Annotated in this window: 13 protein-coding genes; 7 read left to right on the forward strand and 6 right to left on the reverse strand. The window is 66.5% G+C overall.

All coding sequences use genetic code 11. The annotated features are described in order from the left end of the window. Position 1 precedes the first annotated feature (1 nt). The 5 genes from Q8O35_RS04455 (at position 2) to Q8O35_RS04475 (ending at position 7359) form a co-directional block, all read left to right on the forward strand. Entirely contained in the window at positions 2–1396 is a 1395-nt protein-coding gene (locus tag Q8O35_RS04455) for a CpaF family protein (RefSeq protein ID WP_305571041.1), read from the forward strand. A gap of 10 nt (positions 1397–1406) precedes the next feature. Further along, positions 1407–2372 carry a type II secretion system F family protein gene (locus Q8O35_RS04460; RefSeq protein ID WP_305571044.1) on the forward strand — a complete coding sequence of 322 codons (966 nt, stop codon included), beginning with the start codon at positions 1407–1409 and terminating at the stop codon, positions 2370–2372. 8 nt (positions 2373–2380) lie between these two features. Further along, entirely contained in the window at positions 2381–3343 is a 963-nt protein-coding gene (locus Q8O35_RS04465; RefSeq protein WP_305571046.1) for a type II secretion system F family protein, read from the forward strand. 104 nt (positions 3344–3447) lie between these two features. Beyond that, positions 3448–5019: an ATP-binding protein gene (locus Q8O35_RS04470; protein WP_305571048.1), complete on the forward strand. Its 1572-nt coding sequence runs from the start codon at positions 3448–3450 to the stop codon at positions 5017–5019. A 192-nt stretch (positions 5020–5211) separates the two neighbouring features. Next, a complete protein-coding gene (locus tag Q8O35_RS04475) occupies positions 5212–7359 on the forward strand; it encodes a Tex family protein (protein ID WP_305571050.1) in 2148 nt (715 codons plus the stop codon). 75 nt (positions 7360–7434) lie between these two features. On the opposite strand, the gene Q8O35_RS04480 is transcribed toward Q8O35_RS04475, so the two are convergent. After that, positions 7435–8568 (reverse strand): BMP family ABC transporter substrate-binding protein, encoded by a 1134-nt coding sequence (locus tag Q8O35_RS04480; RefSeq protein WP_305571052.1) that lies wholly within the window; start codon positions 8566–8568, stop codon positions 7435–7437. Positions 8569–8814: 246 nt separating this feature from the next. On the opposite strand from Q8O35_RS04480, the gene ptsP reads away from it, so the two are divergent. Together ptsP and ptsG are read left to right on the forward strand one after the other, a co-directional pair. Continuing rightward, on the forward strand, positions 8815–11361 hold the full coding sequence (gene ptsP / locus Q8O35_RS04485) for a phosphoenolpyruvate--protein phosphotransferase (protein ID WP_305571055.1): 2547 nt from the start codon (positions 8815–8817) through the stop codon (positions 11359–11361). Positions 11362–11378: 17 nt separating this feature from the next. Beyond that, positions 11379–13178: a PTS glucose transporter subunit IIBC gene (gene ptsG, locus Q8O35_RS04490; protein ID WP_305571057.1), complete on the forward strand. Its 1800-nt coding sequence runs from the start codon at positions 11379–11381 to the stop codon at positions 13176–13178. Positions 13179–13348: 170 nt separating this feature from the next. On the opposite strand, the gene Q8O35_RS04495 is transcribed toward ptsG, so the two are convergent. Genes Q8O35_RS04495 through Q8O35_RS04515 form a run of 5 tightly spaced genes read right to left on the reverse strand, consistent with a single transcriptional unit; the run spans position 13349 to position 19179 of the window. Then, positions 13349–14461 (reverse strand): ABC transporter permease, encoded by a 1113-nt coding sequence (locus Q8O35_RS04495; RefSeq protein WP_305571061.1) that lies wholly within the window; start codon positions 14459–14461, stop codon positions 13349–13351. Continuing rightward, positions 14458–15585, reverse strand: a complete 1128-nt coding sequence (locus tag Q8O35_RS04500; protein WP_305571063.1) for an ABC transporter permease — start codon at positions 15583–15585, stop codon at positions 14458–14460. Before Q8O35_RS04500 ends, Q8O35_RS04495 begins: the two co-directional genes overlap by 4 nt. Continuing rightward, a complete protein-coding gene (locus Q8O35_RS04505; protein ID WP_305571065.1) occupies positions 15582–17396 on the reverse strand; it encodes an ATP-binding cassette domain-containing protein in 1815 nt (604 codons plus the stop codon). The genes Q8O35_RS04500 and Q8O35_RS04505 overlap by 4 nt, the downstream gene beginning before the upstream one ends. Then, positions 17393–18469 carry a secretion protein HlyD gene (gene hlyD, locus Q8O35_RS04510; protein ID WP_305571067.1) on the reverse strand — a complete coding sequence of 359 codons (1077 nt, stop codon included), beginning with the start codon at positions 18467–18469 and terminating at the stop codon, positions 17393–17395. Before hlyD ends, Q8O35_RS04505 begins: the two co-directional genes overlap by 4 nt. Next, positions 18466–19179 (reverse strand): CerR family C-terminal domain-containing protein, encoded by a 714-nt coding sequence (locus Q8O35_RS04515; protein ID WP_305571069.1) that lies wholly within the window; start codon positions 19177–19179, stop codon positions 18466–18468. The genes hlyD and Q8O35_RS04515 overlap by 4 nt, the downstream gene beginning before the upstream one ends. Between the last annotated feature and the right edge of the window lie 64 nt (positions 19180–19243).

The raw sequence follows: 19243 nt of genomic DNA on the forward strand, positions 1-19243 counted from the left end.
CATGGACCTTGCTGCACGACTTCAAAGAAGCGCCACGCCTCGAAGCATCCCGCTGGCCACGGACCCCATGCCCACCCCCGCGCCCGTGCGCGCGGAAACGCGCCAAACCCCGGCAGCAGACCAATACCACGAGATCAAGAACCGCATCCACGACCGGCTCATCGACGTGCTGGACCTGGCCCTGCTCGACACGCTCTCACCGGACGAGATGCACCAGGAAGTCGCCCGGGTGGTGGAACGCATCCTGTGGGATGAATTCGCCCAGGAACCGCTCAACGCCTCGGAGCGCAAGACGCTGCTGCGCGAGATCCAGGACGAGGTGCTGGGCCTGGGGCCTTTGGAGCCGTTCATCAAGGACCCCACGGTCAACGACATCCTGGTCAACGGCTACCGCAACATCTACGTCGAGCGCCGGGGCATTCTGGAGCGGGCGGATGCCCGGTTCAAGGATGACGACCACCTTCGCAAGATCATCGACCGCATCGTGTCCCGCGTGGGCCGCCGGGTGGACGAATCCTCGCCCATGGTGGACGCGCGCCTGGCCGACGGCTCCCGCGTCAACGCCATCATCCCGCCGCTGGCCATCGACGGCCCGGCCCTTTCCATCCGCAAGTTCTCCAAGGACCCGCTGGAGCTGGACGACCTGATCCGCTTCGGCGCTCTGCCCCCCCACGTGGGCGAGGTTCTGCAAGGCATCGTGCGCTGCAGCCTGAACGTGCTCATCTCCGGCGGAACCGGCTCCGGCAAGACCACCATGCTCAACGTGCTTTCGCGCTTCATCCCCGAGGAGGAGCGCATCGTCACCATCGAGGACGCTGCGGAGCTTCAGCTCAAGCAGGCCCATGTGGTTCGCCTGGAAACCAGGCCCATGAACATCGAAGGACGCGGAGAAGTGACCCAGCGCGAGCTGGTCAAGAACTGCCTGCGCATGCGGCCGGACCGCATCATCATCGGCGAAGTGCGCGGGGCCGAGGCCCTGGACATGCTCCAGGCCATGAACACCGGTCACGACGGATCGCTGGCCACCATCCACGCCAACACCCCCCGCGACGCCCTCATGCGCCTGGAGACCATGGTCGCCATGTCGGGGCTGAACATCTCGGACGTGTCGCTCAAGCGCTACATAAGCTCGGCCATCGACGTCATCATCCAGGTCTCCCGCCTCATGGACGGGACGCGCAAGGTCATAAGCTTCCAGGAGATCACTGGAATGGAAGGCGAGATGATCACCATGCAGGAGATCTTCGCCTACGAGCAGTCCGGCCTGGACAGCCAGGGCAAGGTCCAGGGGCGGTTCGTGTCGCGCGGGATCCGGCCCAAGTTCTCCGACCGGCTGGCGGCCCATGGCGTCACCCTGGACCAGCACCTCTTCACCCCCCTTGGCGGGGCCTCATAAGGAGGCGGCCATGCCTCTGCTCATCGCCGTTCTCGCCACCCTGGCCGTTCTTCTCCTGTGCCTGTTCCTGCTCGGCGTGGCCCAGTCTGGCTCCACCGAACGCCGCCAGCGCGTGGACTCCAGACTCGCTGCCCTGGCCATGGCTGGCCCGGATGTTTCGACCCAGGACATCGTCCGCCGCACCGTCTACAGTGAGGTGCCCTGGCTCCACCGCTTCCTGTCCGGGCTCAACTGGACGCGCGCCTTCGACAAGTCCCTGCGCCAGGCCGGCATCAAGGGATTCGCCGGGGTTTACATCCTCGCGGCGGCGCTGATCTTCTGCGTCACCCTGGCCCTCATCCAGCTCATCACCGGCTCGATTCTGGCCGGAATCATCGGCGGCCTGGCCCTGTGCCCCGCGCCCTTCCTGCGGGTGCGTAGGCAGCGGGCCAAGCGCATGGCGGCCTTCGGGCGCCAACTGCCCGACGCCCTGGATCTCATCGCCCGCGCGCTCAAGGCCGGCAACACGTTCTCCGGCGGCATGCGCATGGTGGCAGACGAGTTCCCCGACCCCATCGGACCGGAGTTCGGCATCACCCTGGACGAGATCAATTTCGGCGTGGACACGGGAAAGGCCCTGGAAAGCATGCTGAGCCGCGTGGACTGCCCGGATTTGCGGTTCTTCGTGGTTTCGGTGAACATCCAGCGCGAAACGGGCGGCAACCTGTCTGAGATCGTCGGCAACACCGCCAGCCTCATCCGCGAACGCTTCAAGCTGCTTGGCCGGGTCCGCATCCTTTCCGCCGAGGGCAGGCTCTCGGCCATGGTGCTTCTGGCCATGCCCTTCGCCATCGCTTTCGTCATCTACCTGATCAACCCGGACTACATGTCGCTGCTGTTCACCGAGCCCCTGGGCCGGATGCTGATCGCCGCAAACCTGGTGCTCATGGCCATCGGCACCCTGTGCATCCGCAAGATGGTCAACTTCCGAATCTAGGAGGCTCTATGAACGCCGGTACGCTCATCCCCTTCGCCGCCTCCACCCTGGCCTTCGCGGCAGTGCTGCTTTTGGCCCTGGGCCTGCGCAACGCCCGGCGCGGCAGCGCGCACAGCGCGCAGCTTCAGGGCAAGATCGCCCGCCTTGGCGGCGGTTCCCTGTACCAAACCGGCCACCCGGCCCCGATGACGCAAATGTCACAGCGCGTGCAAAGGCTGTTTCAGGGACTCGGGCGTTTCCTGGGCCCCAAGGGACAGGAGGACGTCGACCAGGTGCGGCAGAGCCTCATGCGCGCGGGCCTGCGCAAGCAAAACGCCGCATTGATCTTCCACGGGTCCAAGGCTGTTCTAGCCCTGGCGCCGCCAGTTCTCTTCCTCGGCGTGGCGCTTTTGCTGCCCAAGACGCCCAGCACCCAGGTCATGGTCATCGGCGCTCTGGCCCTGGCCCTTGCAGGCAACTACCTGCCCAACGCCTGGCTGCGCAGCAAGGTGGCCGAGCGCCGGAACCAGCTGCTGTGCGAACTGCCGGACGCCCTGGACCTGCTCGTGGTCTGCGTGGAGTCCGGCATGGGACTCGACCAGGCCATACACCGGGTGAGTGAAGAGTTGATGTCCACGGCCCCGGGCATCTGCGGCGAACTGCGCACCATGACCTTGGAGATGCGCGCAGGGCGTCAGCGCCAGCAAAGCCTCAAGGACCTGGCGGAACGCACCGGGCTGGAGGATGTGCAGAGCCTGGTGACCCTGCTCATCCAGGCGGACCTGTTCGGCATCAGCGTGGCCCGGACGCTGCGCGTGTATTCGGAGACCCTGCGCACCGGCCGCTTCCAGCGCGCCGAGGAGATGGCCGCCAAGCTGCCTACCAAGCTCATGTTCCCGCTCATCGTGTGCATCTTCCCGGCCCTGCTCGTGGTCATCATGGGTCCGGCGGCCATCCAGCTCATGCAAGTGTTCAGCCGCATGGGGCAGTAAGTTCAGGCCGAAGCCACCGGGCACTTGTTTCGCCAGCCACAAGCATGGTAGCCTCGCGCGTGGCCCGGGGCACACGCCCCCGCACATATCGAGGAGGCCAAGCCATGACGAAGAAATCAGCTGCCACAGGCAGGATGTGCCTGCTCCCGCGCCCCTCGCGCGAGGACGACCTTCGCATGGAGCAGAGCATTCTGCGCGCCAAGCAGGAATGGGAGCGCACCTTCGACCTCGTCCCGGACTGCATCCTCATCCTCGACCTCTCCCTCTGTGCCCGAAGACTGAACATGACCCTGGGCGACCGGCTCGGAACGCACCCGCGCGAACTGCTGGGGCATAGCCTGGAGCAGCTTGCGGGCACGGAGGATGGAGCCAGCGCCCGGCTGCGCGAGATGTGCCTGGCGGAGGTGAACGCCTCGCAGGAGATGCACATTCCCCGCTGGGGGGGGCATTTTCTCATCGCCGTCTCCCCCTTTCTGGATGCGGACGGGGTGCGCAACGGCACCATCGTCGTGGGCCACGACATATCCCGCTGGAAGCTCCTTGAGCAGCAGCTCGAACAGTCGCGCAGGCTGGAGGCCCTCGGCACCCTCGCAGGCGGAATCGCGCACGACTTCAACACAATTCTGGGTGTCATTCTGGGCTATGCGGAGCTGATGCAGGTCCACGCCAAGGGCGGACCTCAGGAGCGCAGGCTCAACGAGATCCTGCGCGCCGGAACCAGGGGCAAGGAGCTTATCCGGCAGATTCTGACCTTCAGCCGCCAGAGCGTGAGCCGCAATACGCCCATGCGGCTCACCCCTCTGGTCGAGGAGGTTCTGCAACACCTGATGGAAACCATGCCTGGGCACATCTCCGTCCGGCGCATGTTTGACGTCAAGTCCGATCAGGTGCTCGCAGACCCGTCGCTGGTCCACCAGGTGGTGCTGAACCTCTGCACCAACGCACTGCAAGCCATGCGCGAGACCGGGGGCACGCTCGAACTGGGCCTCGACGAAATCTGCCTGGGTGCGGAACGGCCCCCGAAGCTCACGAACCTGACTCCGGGAACGTACGTCCACCTGCGCGTGAACGACAGCGGGCCAGGAATCCCGCCGGACGTCACCCACCGCATCTTCGACCCCTTCTTCACCACCAAGCGCCCCGGGCAAGGAACGGGCATGGGGTTGGCCGTGGCCCACGGAATCGTGCGGCGCTATGGCGGGACCATCACCGCCGAGAGCGCGCCCGGAGAAGGTGCGACCCTGCATGTCTATCTGCCGCAGGTCACAGACGTCGGGGCTGGGCAGGAAAACGAGGAAGAGCCCTTGCCGGGCGGACAACCCTCCATCCTGCTGGTGGATGACGAGCAGGCCCTTTTGACCGTGACGCAGCAGGCGCTGTCCACACGCGGCTACAGGGTGACCTCCGCCGCGAGCGGCGAAGAGGCGCTGCAAGTCTTCCGCGCGGCCCCGGAGGCCTTCGACCTTCTGCTCATAGACCAGGCCATGCCCAACATGTCCGGCCTTGATCTTGCGCAAAGCGTTCTGGCCCTGCGTCCAGGCCTGCCTGTGGTCCTTTGCGCTGGCAATCCCGATGCGACCCTTCGGAAGAAGGCCAAACGGCTGGGCATCCGCGAGGTGGCGGACAAGCCTGTTCCCATGCGGCAGCTTATGGAAATCCTTAAACGCGCCCTGTAAACTGCCTGAAGGAATCCCAATCCGCCCTGCCCGAGCCCGGCAGAGCAGGCCCCGCCTCGGCGCGAGTGTGCCGCCTGCCTTGCCGTTGCCCTTGCGCAATGCGAGGCGCCCGGCTATCCCAAGCCCTTGGCCGCATGGCCTGTGCGGCCCCGAGATACGCCGCTCGCTGTTTTTAACTCAAGGAAGCACCCAGTGAATGAAACCCATTGCCCCCGCATCGCCGGGGAGCTGTCGCTATCCCTGCCCCAGGTGGTCGCCGTGGCCCGGCTGGTCGACGAAGGCGCCACAGTTCCCTTCATCGCCCGCTATCGCAAAGAGGCCACAGGCTCCCTGGACGAGGTTGTCGTGGCCGCCATCCGCGACCGGCTGGGAGACCTGGCCGAGCTGGACAAGCGCCGCGAGGCCATTCTGGCGTCCCTGGACGAGCGAGGCCTGCTCACCGCCGAGCTGAAGGCCGCCGTGGACAAGGCCCCTGACAAGGCCCGGCTGGAGGACATCTATCTGCCCTTCCGGCCCAAGCGGCGCACGCGGGCCATGATGGCGCGGGAAAAAGGCCTGGAGCCCCTGGCCAAGGCGCTCATGGCCCAGCAGGGCCGCGACCCCAAGACCCTGGCCCGGCCCTTTGTGGACGAGGCCAAGGGCGTGCCGGACGGTGCCGCAGCCCTAGCCGGTGCGCGCGACATCCTGGCCGAAGCCATGGCCGAGGAGCCGCGCCTGCGCGCAAGCGTGCGCGAGCTGTTTTCCCGGCGCGGCAGGTTTCAGTCCAAGGTGGTCAAGGGCAAGGAGCAGGCCGGGGCCACCTTCCGCGACTGGTTCGCCTGGGACGAACCCCTGCGCGCCATTCCCGGCCACCGCGCCCTGGCAATGTTCCGCGGCGAGGCCGAGGGCTTCCTGTCACTTTCCTTGCGCCCGCAAGAGGATGAAATCTTCGAGCTGGCCAGGCGCGCCTATGTGCGCGGGCGCGGACCAGATGCCCTGGAAGTCGAAGCCGCCCTGGCCGACGGCTGCAAGCGGCTTCTCGCGCCGTCGCTGGAGAACGAGCTGCGCGCCGAGGTCAAGGCCCGCGCCGACGCTGAAGCCATCCGCGTTTTTGCCGCCAACCTCCGGGGATTGTTGCTCGCCCCGCCCCTGGGCCAGAAGCGCGTGCTGGCCCTGGACCCCGGCTTCCGCACCGGGGCCAAGCTGACTGTGCTGGACGCTCAGGGCACATTGTTGCACCACACAACCATCTACCCGACCACTTCCGCAGGCCAGCGCGAGTCCGCGGCCGCCACGCTCAAGGAGTTGTGCGCCAAACACAAGGTCGAGGCCATCGGCATCGGCAACGGCACAGCCGGACGCGAGACAGAAGCCTTCGTGCGCGAGTTGAACCTCGGAATTCCCGTGGTCCTGGTGAACGAGGCCGGAGCCTCCATCTACTCCGCCTCGGAGATCGCCCGGCGCGAGTTCCCGGACCTTGACCTCACCGTGCGCGGCGCTGTGAGCATTGGCCGCAGGCTCATGGACCCCCTGGCCGAGCTGGTGAAGCTCGACCCCAAGAGCATCGGCGTGGGCCAGTACCAGCACGACGTGGACCAGGCGGACCTGCGCAAATCACTCGATGACGTGGTCATGAGCTGCGTCAACGCCGTGGGCGTAGATGTGAACACGGCCAGCCAGGAGCTGCTGGCCTTTGTGTCCGGCCTTGGACCGGCCCTGGCCAAGAACGTGGTGGAGCACCGCACTGAAAACGGCCCCTTCCCCAGCCGCGACGCCCTGCGCAAGGTCAAGCGCCTTGGACCCAAGGCTTACGAGCAGGCCGCCGGGTTCCTGCGCGTGCGCGGCGGCGAGCCCCTGGACTCAAGCGCCGTGCACCCGGAGCGCTACGCCCTGGTGAAGCGCATGGCCAAGGACGCCAAGTGCGCCGTGCCGGAGCTGCTCGCCGACGCCTCCGTCCGCGCCCGCGTGCGGCTTGCGGATTACGTGGCCGAGGACGTCGGCCTGCCCACCCTGAGCGACATCATGGCCGAGCTGGAAAAGCCGGGCCGCGACCCCCGCGCTGGCTTCAGCGCCTTCGCCTTTGCCGAAGGGGTCAACCGCATCGAGGATTTGAGCCCTGGCATGGAGCTGCCCGGCATCGTGACCAACGTGACCAAATTCGGGGCTTTTGTGGACATCGGCGTGCACCGCGACGGCATGGTGCATGTGAGCCAACTGGCCGACCGCTTCGTGTCCGACCCGGCGGAAGTGGTGAGCGTGGGGCGGGAGGTGCTGGTGCGCGTGACGGAGATCGACATGCAGCGCGGCCGCATCGCCCTCAGCATGCGCGGCCTGTCCGGCCAGCGCACCCCCAAGGCCTGACAGGCTGCGGAGATCTGCGCAAGGGACCGGGTGCGCCCCGGCCCCTTGGCCTGAAGTCTGTGGAAGAGCGCGGGCCTACTGCGGCAGGCTGCCGGAAACGCCCTGGACGAACCAGCCCATGGACAGCAGCTCCGCGTCCGTGGCCTTTCCGCCCTGCTTCACGCGCTCCACGCCGGACTGATCCCGAATTGGACCGGCAAAACTCATGTCCTGTCCCTTGACCATCTGGGCCTTGAGCGCCAGGACCTTGCTCGCCACGGTCTTAGGCACGGCCTTGCCAAAGGGCGCCAGGGCCACGCCGCCCGCCTCGAAACCGGTGAACACCTGGTCGTTTCGCCAGGTTCCGGCCCGAACCTTCTTGACGATATCCACATACACCGGCCCCCAGTTGAAAGTGGTGGAGGTCAGGGTGCAAGGCGCGCCATACTTGAGCGAGTCGGTGCCGTAGCCGATGGCGGGCACGCCCTTGGCGCAGGCGGCGCGGGAGGACTCCGAGGTGTCGGCCATCTCGCGGATGAGGTCGTGCTTGCCTTCAACCAGAGCCAGAGCCTGGGCGGTCTCGTTCTTGGCGTCGCGCCAGGATTTGAGCCACACCACGGTGTTGACCTTGCCAGCGTCGAAGGAGGTGCGCGACTCCACAAGACCGCGCGTCAGCCCCAGGGTGAAGGCGTTGATGCCGCGCACCACTTCCGCAATGGGCTGGGTGGCAACGGTGCCCACGTTCCTGTAGCCCATAAGCCCGGCCAGATAGCCCGCCAGGTATTCGCCCTGCTCGATGCGCACCATGTAGGTGCCCAAGTTGGGCCGGGTCTTGAAGCCGGAGCAGTGCATGAACTTCACGTTGGGATATTCGGCCGCCACTGCATACATGGGCTCCATGTACATGAAGGTGGTGCCGAAAATGAGGTCGTAGCCCTGACGCGCATAGTCGCGCATCACGCGCTCGGCCTCGGCCGGGGACTGCACGTTCTCGGTGTAGGCCACCTCAACCTGTCCGCCCAGAGTCTTCTTCAGGTGCTGGATGCCGTCGTAATGGGCCTCGTTCCAGCCCTGGTCATTGATGGACTCCAGCAGCACGAAGGCTATACGGGTTTTCTTGGCCGAAGCCTGAGCTGGTGAAGCCGCCAGGGCCAACCCGCACAGGGTCAGCGAGAACAGGGACAGCATGACCAGGGACAGAAAGGTGGTGAACAGGCGTTTCGAGCGCATGCGGCTCCTCCGGAGATGATTATGGCTAACATTACGGCTTGTTGGCACAGGAGGGCAACACGCCCACCTTGCGATGGACCATAACTCACAGGCATCGCCCGGCGCAACCCCGCAATCGGAGACGCGAGCCTCTGCCGAACTGCCGTCGTTCGTCCAAGCTTATTGGCAAAACAAAAAATGCACTGTACGTAGTGCCTTGCCCCTAGCCACATGCGTGGTTCCCTATACTCTTCTGGAGGAGCGCTGATGCCCACCGCCACACGCCGTCTGGAAATTCTTGCGCCGCTGTCCGGCATCCTTGTGCCCCTTTCCACAGTTCCAGACCCTGTGTTCGCCCAGAAGATGGTAGGCGACGGCGTGTCCATGGACCCCACCTCCGCAGAGGTCCTCGCTCCGCTTTCCGGCGTGGTGACGCAGTTGCACGAGTCCCACCACGCCCTGACCATCACCGGGGACGGGGTGGATGTGCTGATCCATGTGGGCATCGACACTGTGCTGCTGCGCGGGGCGGGCTTCACCCCCAGGGTGGCCAAGGGCGACACGGTGCTTGTCGGCCAGCCTGTCCTATCCTTCGACGCCGACCTTGTGGCAGGCAAGGCCAAAAGCCTGCTCACGCAGATCGTGGTGGCGAACATGGAAGGCGTTCTGGGGCTGGTTCCGGCCTCGGGCCTTGTGCGCGCAGGGCAGGATGTGGTCCTGACCATCGAGCTTGCACCGCAGGCGGTCCAAGCAGAAGTCAGCAAGGCGAACGCACCCCTGGCTCAGGCCGAGGGCGTCCTCTCCGAGCCAGTGGCGATCCCCAACCCTGTGGGCATGCACGCCCGGCCCGCCGCCATCCTGGCCGCCCAGGCCAAGACCTACAACGCGGACATCCGGCTCATCCGCGGCACCGACGAGGCGAACGCCAAGAGCATCGTGGCCATCCTGGGCCTGTCGCTGCGCAAGGATGAAGCCGTGCGCATCAGGGCCACAGGACCCGATGCCGCAAGGGCCATGGACGCGCTGTCCCAGCTTCTGGCCGATGGCTGCGGCGAAAAGGCCGAAGACGCTCCGGCCCAGGCCGCGCCGCCTGCGCCAAAGGCTGCCGCACCTCGTCCGGCAAGCCTTGCCGAGGGGGAGTTCGCAGGGGTTTCGGCCTCCCCTGGCCTGGCCGTGGGCCGGGTGCTGCAATACCGCCAGGGCGACATCGAAGTGCTGGAACAGGGCGAAGGCCTTGTGAAGGAGCTGGACCGGCTGGAGCAGGCGCTGCGCGCTGCGCGCCTACAGGTGGATGACCTGCGCCGCCAGGCCGGAAATTCCCCGCGCGCGCAGATTCTTGGCGCGCACCACGAACTTTTGGACGACCCCGACCTGACCGGCAGGGCCACGGCACGGCTGGAGAACGGCAAAAGCGCGGGCTTCGCCTGGCGCGAGGCGTACACTGCCTATGCCTCCCAGCTGGAAGGACTGGATAATCCGTTGCTGCGCGAGCGCGCTGGCGACATCCGCGACGTGGGCCGCCGCGTCCTGGGCCTGCTGGCTGGCGCGGCTCCGGCCCTGGCCATCACCCAGCCGGAGACCATCCTCATCGCGCATGAGCTCAGCCCGTCGGACACCGCCGCCCTGGACCGCACCAAGGTGCTGGGGTTCTGCACCGCCACCGGCGGCGGCACCAGCCATGTAGCCATCCTGGCGCGCTCCCTCGGCATCCCAGCCATCTGCGGCATCGACGAAGCCGCCCTGGACCTGCCCGACGGCACCCTGGTGGTGCTGGACGGCAGCGCGGGCGTGCTCAAACGCGATCCGAACGAGGCCGAACTGGCCCAGGCGCAGTCGCGTATGGCCGAGCAGTCCGCCCGGCGCGAGGCCGAGCTGGCCGCAGCCGGGGCCGACGCCCGCACGGCGGACGGGCACCGCGTGGAGGTGGCGGCCAACGTGCGCAACGGCCAGGAAGCGCAGGACGCCGCAGCCGCCGGGGGCGAAGGCGTGGGCCTTTTGCGTTCGGAATTTTTGTTCGACAAGCGCGACAGCGCCCCGGACGAAGAAGAGCAGTTCGCCGCCTATGCCGAGGTGGCCCGCGCCTTCGGCCCCGACCGCCGCGTGGTCATCCGCACCCTGGACGTCGGCGGCGACAAGCCCCTTTCCTACTTGCCTCTCCCGCGCGAGGACAACCCTTTCCTGGGCATCCGGGGAATCCGGGTGAGCCTGGAGCACCCGGACCTGTTCCGCACCCAGTTGCGCGCCATCCTGCGCACCGCCCCCCTGTGCGGCCTGCACATCATGTTCCCCATGATCGCCGGGGTGGATGAGCTGCGCGAGGCCAGGCGCCATCTGGATGAGGAACGGGCCGCCCTGGGCCTGGAAGCTCCGGTGAAGGTGGGGGTGATGATCGAGGTGCCCTCCGCTGCGCTGCTGGCCGAGGCCATCGCCCCGGAGGCGGACTTCTTCTCCATCGGCTCCAACGACCTGACCCAGTACACCCTGGCCATGGACCGCGGCCACCCAAAGCTCGCCCAAAAGGCCGACGCCCTGCACCCGGCTGTGCTGCGGCTCATCGGCATGACGGCGCAGGCCGCGCGCAAGCACGGCAAGTGGACCGGAGTATGCGGCGGCGTGGCCTCGGACGTGGCCGCCGTGCCCGTGCTCATCGGCCTGGGGGTGGACGAGCTGTCCGTCTCCGTGCCTGCAATCCCGGCGGTGAAGGCGGCAGTTGGCCGCCACACCCTGGCCCAGTGCCGGGAGCTGGCCCAAGAGGTGCTGGCCCTGTCCACAGCAGCCGAGGTCCGCGCCCGGCTGGCCGCCCTGCCGCAGTAACCCCACAGGAGCCGAAGATGCTGAAGTCAGCTTTCTCTTCCCTGCAAAAAATCGGCAAGGCGCTCATGCTGCCCGTGGCGGTGCTGCCTGTGGCGGGCCTGCTCCTGGGCATCGGCGCGGCGAACTTCGAATGGATGCCGCCCCTGGTCTCCGCCTTGATGAAGAATTCCGGCGACGTGATCTTCGGCAACCTGCCCCTGATCTTCGCCATCGGCGTTGCCCTCGGCTTCACGGAGAACGACGGCGTCTCGGCCATCGCCGCGGCCATCGGCTACGTGGTGCTGCTGGCCACCCTCGGCGTCATGGCGAAGGTGTGGGGAGCGGAAACCTCCACCATCATGGGCATCAAGAGCATCCAGACAGGAGTCTTCGGCGGCATTCTGGCCGGCGGGCTGGCCGCAGCCATGTTCAAGCGCTTCTATCACATCAATCTGCCGACATACTTCGCCTTCTTCGCAGGCAAGCGCTTTGTGCCCATCATCACGGCCCTGGCGGCCATCCTGCTCGGCATAGCGCTCTCCGTGGTCTGGCCGCCGGTCCAGAACGCAATCAACGCCTTTTCGCACTGGGCGGCTGTGAGCGACCCGCGCACGGCGGCCTCCTTGTACGGCTTTGTGGAACGCCTGCTCATCCCCTTCGGCCTGCACCACATCTGGAACGTGCCCTTCTTTTTTGAGATGGGCAGCTACACCGACGCTTCCGGCGTTGTGGTCCACGGCGACATCAACCGTTTCTTCGCGGGCGACCCCACGGCAGGCATCCTGGCCGGAGCCTTCCTGTTCAAGATGTTCGGCCTGCCTGCCGCGGCCATCGCCATGTGGCACGCGGCCCGGCCCGAACGGCGCGTGGCTGTGGGCGGTTTGATGCTCTCCGCCGCGCTCACCTCGCTGCTCACCGGCATCACCGAGCCCATTGAGTTCTCTTTCCTGTTCGTGGCCCCGGTGCTGTATTTCCTGCATGCGCTGCTGGCCGCCAGCACGCAATTCGTGGCCAACACGCTGGGCATGCACATGGGCTTCACTTTCTCCCAGGGCGGCATCGATTTCGTGGTGTTCAACGCTTTGGGCCGCTTCGCCCAGAAGTGGTGGCTGGTGTTGGTGCTTGGTCCGGTCTACGCGGGGGTGTACTACGGCGTGTTCCGCGCAGCCATCTCCTGGCTGAATCTCAAGACTCCGGGCCGCGAAGACGTTGAAGCCGCCGACGGTGGCGCAGCGGCAGAGCCAGCCCCTGGCGCGGGCGGGCGCGCCCTGGACCTGGTGCTGGCCTTTGGCGGGCGCAAAAACATCGTGAGCCTGGACGCCTGCATCACGCGGCTGCGGGTTGAGGTCGCCGACCCGGCCCGCGTGGACCAGAAGCGCCTGAAGCAGCTTGGCGCAGCCGGGGTGATGATGGTGGGCGATGCGGTGCAGGCCATCTTCGGCCCGCTGTCGGAGAACTTCAAGACCGACATGCAGGAGTACCTGCAACACGCCGGGGCAGAGGCCGATGGCCCCGCAGGACTGGCATCCGGCGGCCCGGCGCCTTCAGCTGCCCCCAAGGTTGCGGCAGCCGATGCTGCTGGAGCCCTGGACCCGCAACTGACGGAAACGGCGGCGCGCATCCTGGCAGCCCTGGGCGGCAGCACCAATATCCGCAGTCTCTCACCTGTCGCGGCCACCCGCCTGCGCGTGGAGCTGACCGACGCGGCCCACTTCGACCAGCAAGCCGCTGGAAACGCCGGAGTGGCCGCCGTAATGCAGGCCGCGCCCGGAGTGCTGCACCTCATCGTGGGCCTGCACGCGGCCAAACTGGCCCAGGCCATGCGCTCGGCCGGGTGAAGGGCAGCCATGGCATGACGCGCGTGGTGAAGAATCATGCGCCAGGTATTCCCTCGCACGGCTCTGACGCTTTAGAGAACAGGGCAGCATCTCAGCGCTAGCGTCGAGACGGCGGCTCAACAATCCCAAGCGCCAGCAGTCCCTACTACCACGCTAAAACCAACCCCAGCCTAGCCCAGCCCCTTGCGGAAGAACCAGCCGGCCAGGGCCAGGGTAGCCACGGCGATGACCAGAAGCGGCCAGATGGTGTCGAGGACGGTCAAAAGCGGCATTCCTTTCAGCATGATGCCGCGCACGGCCACCAGAAAGTGCCGCAGCGGGTTGGCCAGGGACACGATCTGCAATAGCTTCGGCATGGTCTCGATGGGCGTTGCGAAGCCGGAAAGCAGCGTGGCGGGCATCATGAAGGTGAAGGTGCCCAGGATGGCCTGCTGCTGCGTGTTGCACAAGGATGAGATGAAGAGCCCAAAGCCCACCACAGAGAACAGGTAGAGCACCATGCTCAGGGCCAGCACCCAAAGCGAGCCCTGGCAGGGGATGCCAAAGGCCAGTATAGCCACAGCCACGATAAGCACGCTCTCCACCACGCCAAGGATCATGGCCGGCAGGGTTTTGCCCGCAAGAATCTCACCCGGCGACAAGGGCGAGACCAGCAGTTGGTCGAAGGTGCCCAGCTCCCGCTCCCGCGCCACGGAAAGCGCCGTAACGATGAGCCCCACCACCATGGTCAGCATGCCTATGAGGTTCGGCACCGTGAACCACAGATAGTCGAGGTTCGGGTTGAACCAGTTGCGCGCAACGAGCGTGGCTGGCGGGGGCGGCAAATTGTAGCGCGCCACCAGGTCACGGTTGTACTGTTCAACTATCCGCTGGGCGTAGCCCTGCACTATCTGCGCTGCGTTGCTGCGGCGTCCGTCGAGGAGGAACTGCACCTCAGCCGGGCGTCCGGCGGCCACATCGCGCGAGAAATTCTGGTCGATGACCAGCACGGCCATGGCCTTCTCATCCTCCAGGGTCGGGGCCACGTCCTCCTGTCCGCGCAGGGGGAACACCTTGGTGAAGGAGGGCGAGCCACGGAAGCGTTGCGCCAGCTCCACAGCGGCCTTGCCGCCGTCCTTGTCCAGCAGGGCCAGCTCGATGTTCTTGACCTCCAGCGTGGCGGCAAAGGCGAAGATGGTCAGCTGCAGGATGGGCGGCAGAATAAGCACCACGCGGCTCTTGCGGTCGCGCAGAACGGCCAGCAGCTCCTTGATGACCAGCGCTTTGATGCGGGCGTAGTTCATGCCACCTTCCTCGCTGTGTTCTTGAGGGTCAGGCCCAGCAGCACCGCGGCGATGAGCGCCATGCCGCCCATGTTCGGCAGCAGCAGCGGCCAGGCATCGCCCACCAGGAACAAGGTCTTGAGGCAGGACACATAGTAGCGCGCCGCAATGGCGCGGGACAAAAGCTGGATGGGCAGCGGCATGCCAGAGGGCTCGAACACGTAGCCGGACAGGAAGTAGGCGGGCAGAAAGGCAGCCAGGATGGCGGCCTGCGCAGCCACGAACTGGTTGCGCGCCACCGAGGAGATGAACAAGCCCAAGCCCAGGGCCGAAATCATGAAAACCGCGGACACGGCCATGAGCGCCAGAATGCTGCCCCGAAACGGCACATGGAACAAGAGCAGGGTTATGCCCAGGCAGATGAACATGGCCGCCATGCCCAGCAGGAAGTACGGCACCAGCTTGCCCAACAGCATCTCAAAGGGGCCAACGGGCGTGGCCAGCATGGCCTCCATTGTGCCGCGCTCCCATTCGCGGGCCACAACCAAGGCGGTCAGAAGCGCGCCGATGAGCGTCAGGTTGATGGCCATGCCGCCGGGCAGCAGGCTGTTCAGGCTCACCAGCTCCTGGTTGAACCAGGTGCGCGGCGCCAGATGCACGGGCTGGGCGAACTTGGCCCCCTTGCTCTCCGCACGCACATCCATCCACGATAGCCAGACACCCTGCGCGTAATTCTGAAGAAACTGCGCTGTGTTGGGCACGGAGCCGTCGGCGATGATCTGAAAGGGCACGCTGGCCGAAGCCTGGGCCATGTCGCGGCTGAAGGTCTGCGGAATGACCACAATCCCGGCCACCTTGCCGGAGGTCATGTCATCGGCGAACTCCCGGCGGTCGCGCCCCACGCGGGCGTCGAAATACTTGGTGGCCAGGAACGAGGCCGCCAAGTCCTGGGCCTCGGGCGAGGAGTCCTCAATGACCAGGCCGATGCGCAAGTGATCGAGGTCTAGATTGGTGGAATAGCCGGAAAGCAGGGTCAGGAAGATCGGCAGGATGAATCCGATGAGGATGGACGAGGGGTCGCGGACGATCTGCAGCATCTCCTTGACCATGATGGCCGAAAGCCGCCGGGCGGCCAGACTTCTCATGCCGCAACCTCTCTGTTCAGGCCCTGCGCCTGGTCCTGATCGTCCTTCTCAACCAGAGTCACGAAGGCGTCCTCCAGGCTGGGCTCTATCAAATCCGGCCCGCGCACCCCGTCCTTCAGGTCGTCGGGGGAGCCCATGGCGATGACGCGCCCCCGGTACACCAGGCCGATGCGGTCGCAGTACTCGGCCTCGTCCATGAAGTGCGTGGTGACCATCACCGTGACGCCGCGCTCCACCATGCCATTGATGTGCGTCCAGAACTCGCGGCGAGTGATGGGGTCCACGCCGGAGGTGGGCTCGTCGAGAAAGAGCACGGCGGGCTCATGCATCACCGCGCAGGCTAGCGCCAGCCGCTGCTTGAAGCCCAGGGGCAGCTCATCGGCGGAGGCGGAGAGGTGCGGCGAAAGGCCGAATGTTTCGATCATGCCCTCCACCGCCCGTTTGCGCACAGCGCCCTCAAGGCCGTAGACCCCGGAGAAGAAATCCAGGTTCTGGCGGACGGATAAGGTGCCGTAGAGGGAGAACTTCTGGGCCATGTAGCCGATGCGCTCCCGCGCCGCCCCCTTGCTCTTGCCCAACACAAGGCCGTCCACCAGCGCCTGGCCCGCCGTGGGCTTGAGCAGCCCGCACATCATCTTGAAGGTCGTGGACTTGCCAGCGCCGTTGGGGCCGAGCAGACCGAAGATCTCGCCCTGGCGGATGGCGAAGGTGATGTCGCGCGCGGCGGTGAAGTCGCCGAAGCGCTTGGTGAGCCCCCGCGCCTCCACCAGGCTGTTCTCGTTGGGCGGCTTGTTGGCCATGCGCTCCGCCAGGGCCGAAACCCCGCCCGGCCCCCCGCCCAGAATGTCCAGAAAGGCGTCTTCGAAACGCGGCGCAACCTGCACAAGCTCAGCCTGCGGCCCGGCGCGCATGGCGGAAAGATCCGGCAAGGGCGCATCCTTGGCCAGCACCAGGCGCACATGACGGCCCTGAATGACCCCATCGATGATGCCCGGCAATCCCAGAGCGCGGCGCAGCACGCCCCGGCGGCTGCCGCCCTTGGGGTCCGAGGCTCCACGCACCTGCACCACGCGGCCCTGCACGCGGCCCGTCAGGTCTGTCGGCTTGCCGACAAACAGCATTTTCCCGCCGGAGAGCAGCAGCACCTCGTCGCAGCCCTCGGCCTCATCCAGGTACGAGGTGCTCCAGACCACGCCGATGCCGTCGTCGGCCAGCTCGCGCACCATGCGCCACAACTCGCGCCTTGAGATGGGGTCCACTCCCACGCTGGGCTCGTCGAGCAGGAGCAGCTCAGGCCTTTTGATCATGGCGCAGGCCAGGCCGAGCTTCTGCTTCATGCCGCCGGAAAGCCGTCCGGCCAGGCGCGAGGTGAAGGAGGCTAGGCCCGTGAAGCCCAGCAGCCGGTCAAAGGTGGCGGCGCGCTCCGCTGCGGGCAGGCCGCGCACCTCGGCATAGAGCCGCAGGTTCTCGGCCACGGTGAGGTCTTCGTACAAGCCGAACTTCTGCGGCATGTAGCCGATGCGCGCGTGCAGCTCCCGCGATTGCGTGGCCGGATTCAGGCCCAGCACCCTGAGGCTGCCCTGGCTCGCGTCCACAAGCCCGGCCAGGAGCCGCATGAGTGTGGTCTTGCCAGCCCCGTCCGGCCCCACCAGTCCGGTGATGAGTCCTGGCCGGATGCTCGCGGTGATGCCCTCCAGCGCAAGGGTGGCGGAAGAACCGTAGCGCATTGCCAGCCCCTGCGCTTCGATGAGGACCGAGGCCGGGCTTGCGGGCGCGCTGACCAGCCTTGCGTCTAAAGGCTGGGCGCTCATTGCCCGGACGTCCTGGTTGCGTTCGACACCGGGGCGGCTGCCGGGGCCGGCGTGGACGAAGCCGAAGTGGACGGAGCCGAGGCCGAAGCGGCCGCAGGGGCGGCGATCACTGTCACCGGCATGCCCTGGCGGATGCCCTGGTCCGGGTCGTCCACCACGATGCGCAGGCGATACACCAGGTCCGTGCGCAGAGCCTCGGTCTCCACGTTCTTGGGCGTGAACTCCGCAACGGGCGAAATGAAGCCCACCGTGCCGGAGTATGGCTTGTCCGGGCGGCTGTCGGAGTAGACATTCACGGCCATGCCCAGATGGACCTTGCCCAGGGAGGGCTCCGGCACGTAGGCGCGCACCCAAACGGGCTTGTTGAGCGACAGGACGAGGACGTTGGCCCCAGCCGCAGCCATGGCCCCGGGCTCGCGCACGCGGGACAGTACCTGGCCGTCGGAGGGGGCGATGATCTCAGTATCCGCAAGGTCGGTCATGGCAGCAGCCACGGAGGCCTCGGCCGCGCGCAGCTGAGCCTCCGCGCCTAGCACTTCCTCGGCACGAAATCCGGAGGCTTGCAGTTGCAGTCCCTTGCGGGCGCTCTGCAGCTGGGCCAGCAGGGCGTCGCGCTGGGCCACGGCGTCATCGCGCTCCTGGGCGGAGATAGCCCCGCTCTTGAGCAGCTCCTCGCGGCGCCGGGCAACGCGCACGGCGTTCTCCACCTGGGCCTCCACCTGGTCCACCGTGGCCCTGGCCTGGGCCACTTCCTCAAGGCGGTAGCCCGCCCGGAACTTGGACATGTTGGCGGCGGCCACGTCGCGGTCGCCCACGGCCTTGGCCAGGGCGTCGCGGTAGCGCTGGGCGTCCAGCACGGCAAGCACATCGCCCGCCTTCACCGTGTCGCCCTCGTCCACGCGCACCTCGGCCACCCGGCCCGGAACGCGGAACGAAAGCTCCACCTCGCGAATGTCCACGTTGCCGTAGAGCTTGAGGGCCTTGCCCGCATCGCCGTTCTTGCGCACCACGGCCCACGTGACCCCGCAGGCCACGGCCAGGGCTAAAATCAGCAGAATCCGCTTCCTGTTCATATGCCGGCCTCCGTCTGTGCAGGTTGCGCGGGCCCCTCAGGCAATGCGGACGCGCAGCCCGCAACAATGGCCTCCACCTGCTGGATGCACAGGCGCGTGATGGTCTCCAAATGCTCATCGGTCAGTTTGTCGCCGCCCACTACCCTCAAGATGCCGGTCATGCCCACGCGGAAGATGACCATCTGCCCCATGACCGCAAGGGCGCGCAGGCGCAGCTCCAGGGAATCCGGCACCCCCAGCAGCCTGCCCATGAGGGCGGTCCAGACCCCATGGACCTTGGCGAAGAAGCCGTCGTGAAACAGGCCGAAGGCCGCTGTGGGCGCGATCTGCTCCTGCATCATGATCTGGCTGAAGGAGCGCGACTCCGGGCTTCCGAGCATCACGGAGACCATGGTGCGCACGAGCTGGCGCATGGCCTCCAGTAGTTCCTCGCGCCCGGCCTTGGGGTTGCCGCAGGTGGCCATAACGCAGAGCATGCCAGGCCCTATCTCGGTCAACTTGACGCGCACGATGTGCTCAAGCATTGCGCGATACAGCCCTTCCTTGCCCCCGAAATGATACGGAATGGCCGAAAGATTCACCCCGGCCGCCTGGGCCAGCGCGCGGGTGCTGGTGGCCTCGAACCCGTGCAGGCCGAAGAGCTTCAAACCCGCTTCAATGAGCCTGCTGCGGGTTTCCTTTTCGGTGCCTTGTGCTTGCTGTCGCTTCATATGGTCTCCTGACGCCTGGCGCTACAATTCATTCGTTCGAATGAATTAATACTTACACACAAGA

It is taken from the genome of Humidesulfovibrio sp., from assembly GCF_030689645.1.
Taxonomy (GTDB): domain Bacteria; phylum Desulfobacterota; class Desulfovibrionia; order Desulfovibrionales; family Desulfovibrionaceae; genus Humidesulfovibrio.

Coding starts and splice junctions, on each gene's coding strand:
- Q8O35_RS04455 (WP_305571041.1), top strand. CDS start 2: ATGGACCTTGCTGCACGACTTCAAAGAAGCGCCACGCCTCGAAGCATC.
- Q8O35_RS04465 (WP_305571046.1), top strand. CDS start 2,381: ATGAACGCCGGTACGCTCATCCCCTTCGCCGCCTCCACCCTGGCCTTC.
- Q8O35_RS04460 (WP_305571044.1), top strand. CDS start 1,407: ATGCCTCTGCTCATCGCCGTTCTCGCCACCCTGGCCGTTCTTCTCCTG.
- Q8O35_RS04500 (WP_305571063.1), bottom strand. CDS start 15,585: ATGAGAAGTCTGGCCGCCCGGCGGCTTTCGGCCATCATGGTCAAGGAG.
- ptsG (WP_305571057.1), top strand. CDS start 11,379: ATGCTGAAGTCAGCTTTCTCTTCCCTGCAAAAAATCGGCAAGGCGCTC.
- Q8O35_RS04470 (WP_305571048.1), top strand. CDS start 3,448: ATGACGAAGAAATCAGCTGCCACAGGCAGGATGTGCCTGCTCCCGCGC.
- hlyD (WP_305571067.1), bottom strand. CDS start 18,469: ATGAACAGGAAGCGGATTCTGCTGATTTTAGCCCTGGCCGTGGCCTGC.
- ptsP (WP_305571055.1), top strand. CDS start 8,815: ATGCCCACCGCCACACGCCGTCTGGAAATTCTTGCGCCGCTGTCCGGC.
- Q8O35_RS04480 (WP_305571052.1), bottom strand. CDS start 8,568: ATGCGCTCGAAACGCCTGTTCACCACCTTTCTGTCCCTGGTCATGCTG.
- Q8O35_RS04495 (WP_305571061.1), bottom strand. CDS start 14,461: ATGAACTACGCCCGCATCAAAGCGCTGGTCATCAAGGAGCTGCTGGCC.
- Q8O35_RS04515 (WP_305571069.1), bottom strand. CDS start 19,179: ATGAAGCGACAGCAAGCACAAGGCACCGAAAAGGAAACCCGCAGCAGG.
- Q8O35_RS04505 (WP_305571065.1), bottom strand. CDS start 17,396: ATGAGCGCCCAGCCTTTAGACGCAAGGCTGGTCAGCGCGCCCGCAAGC.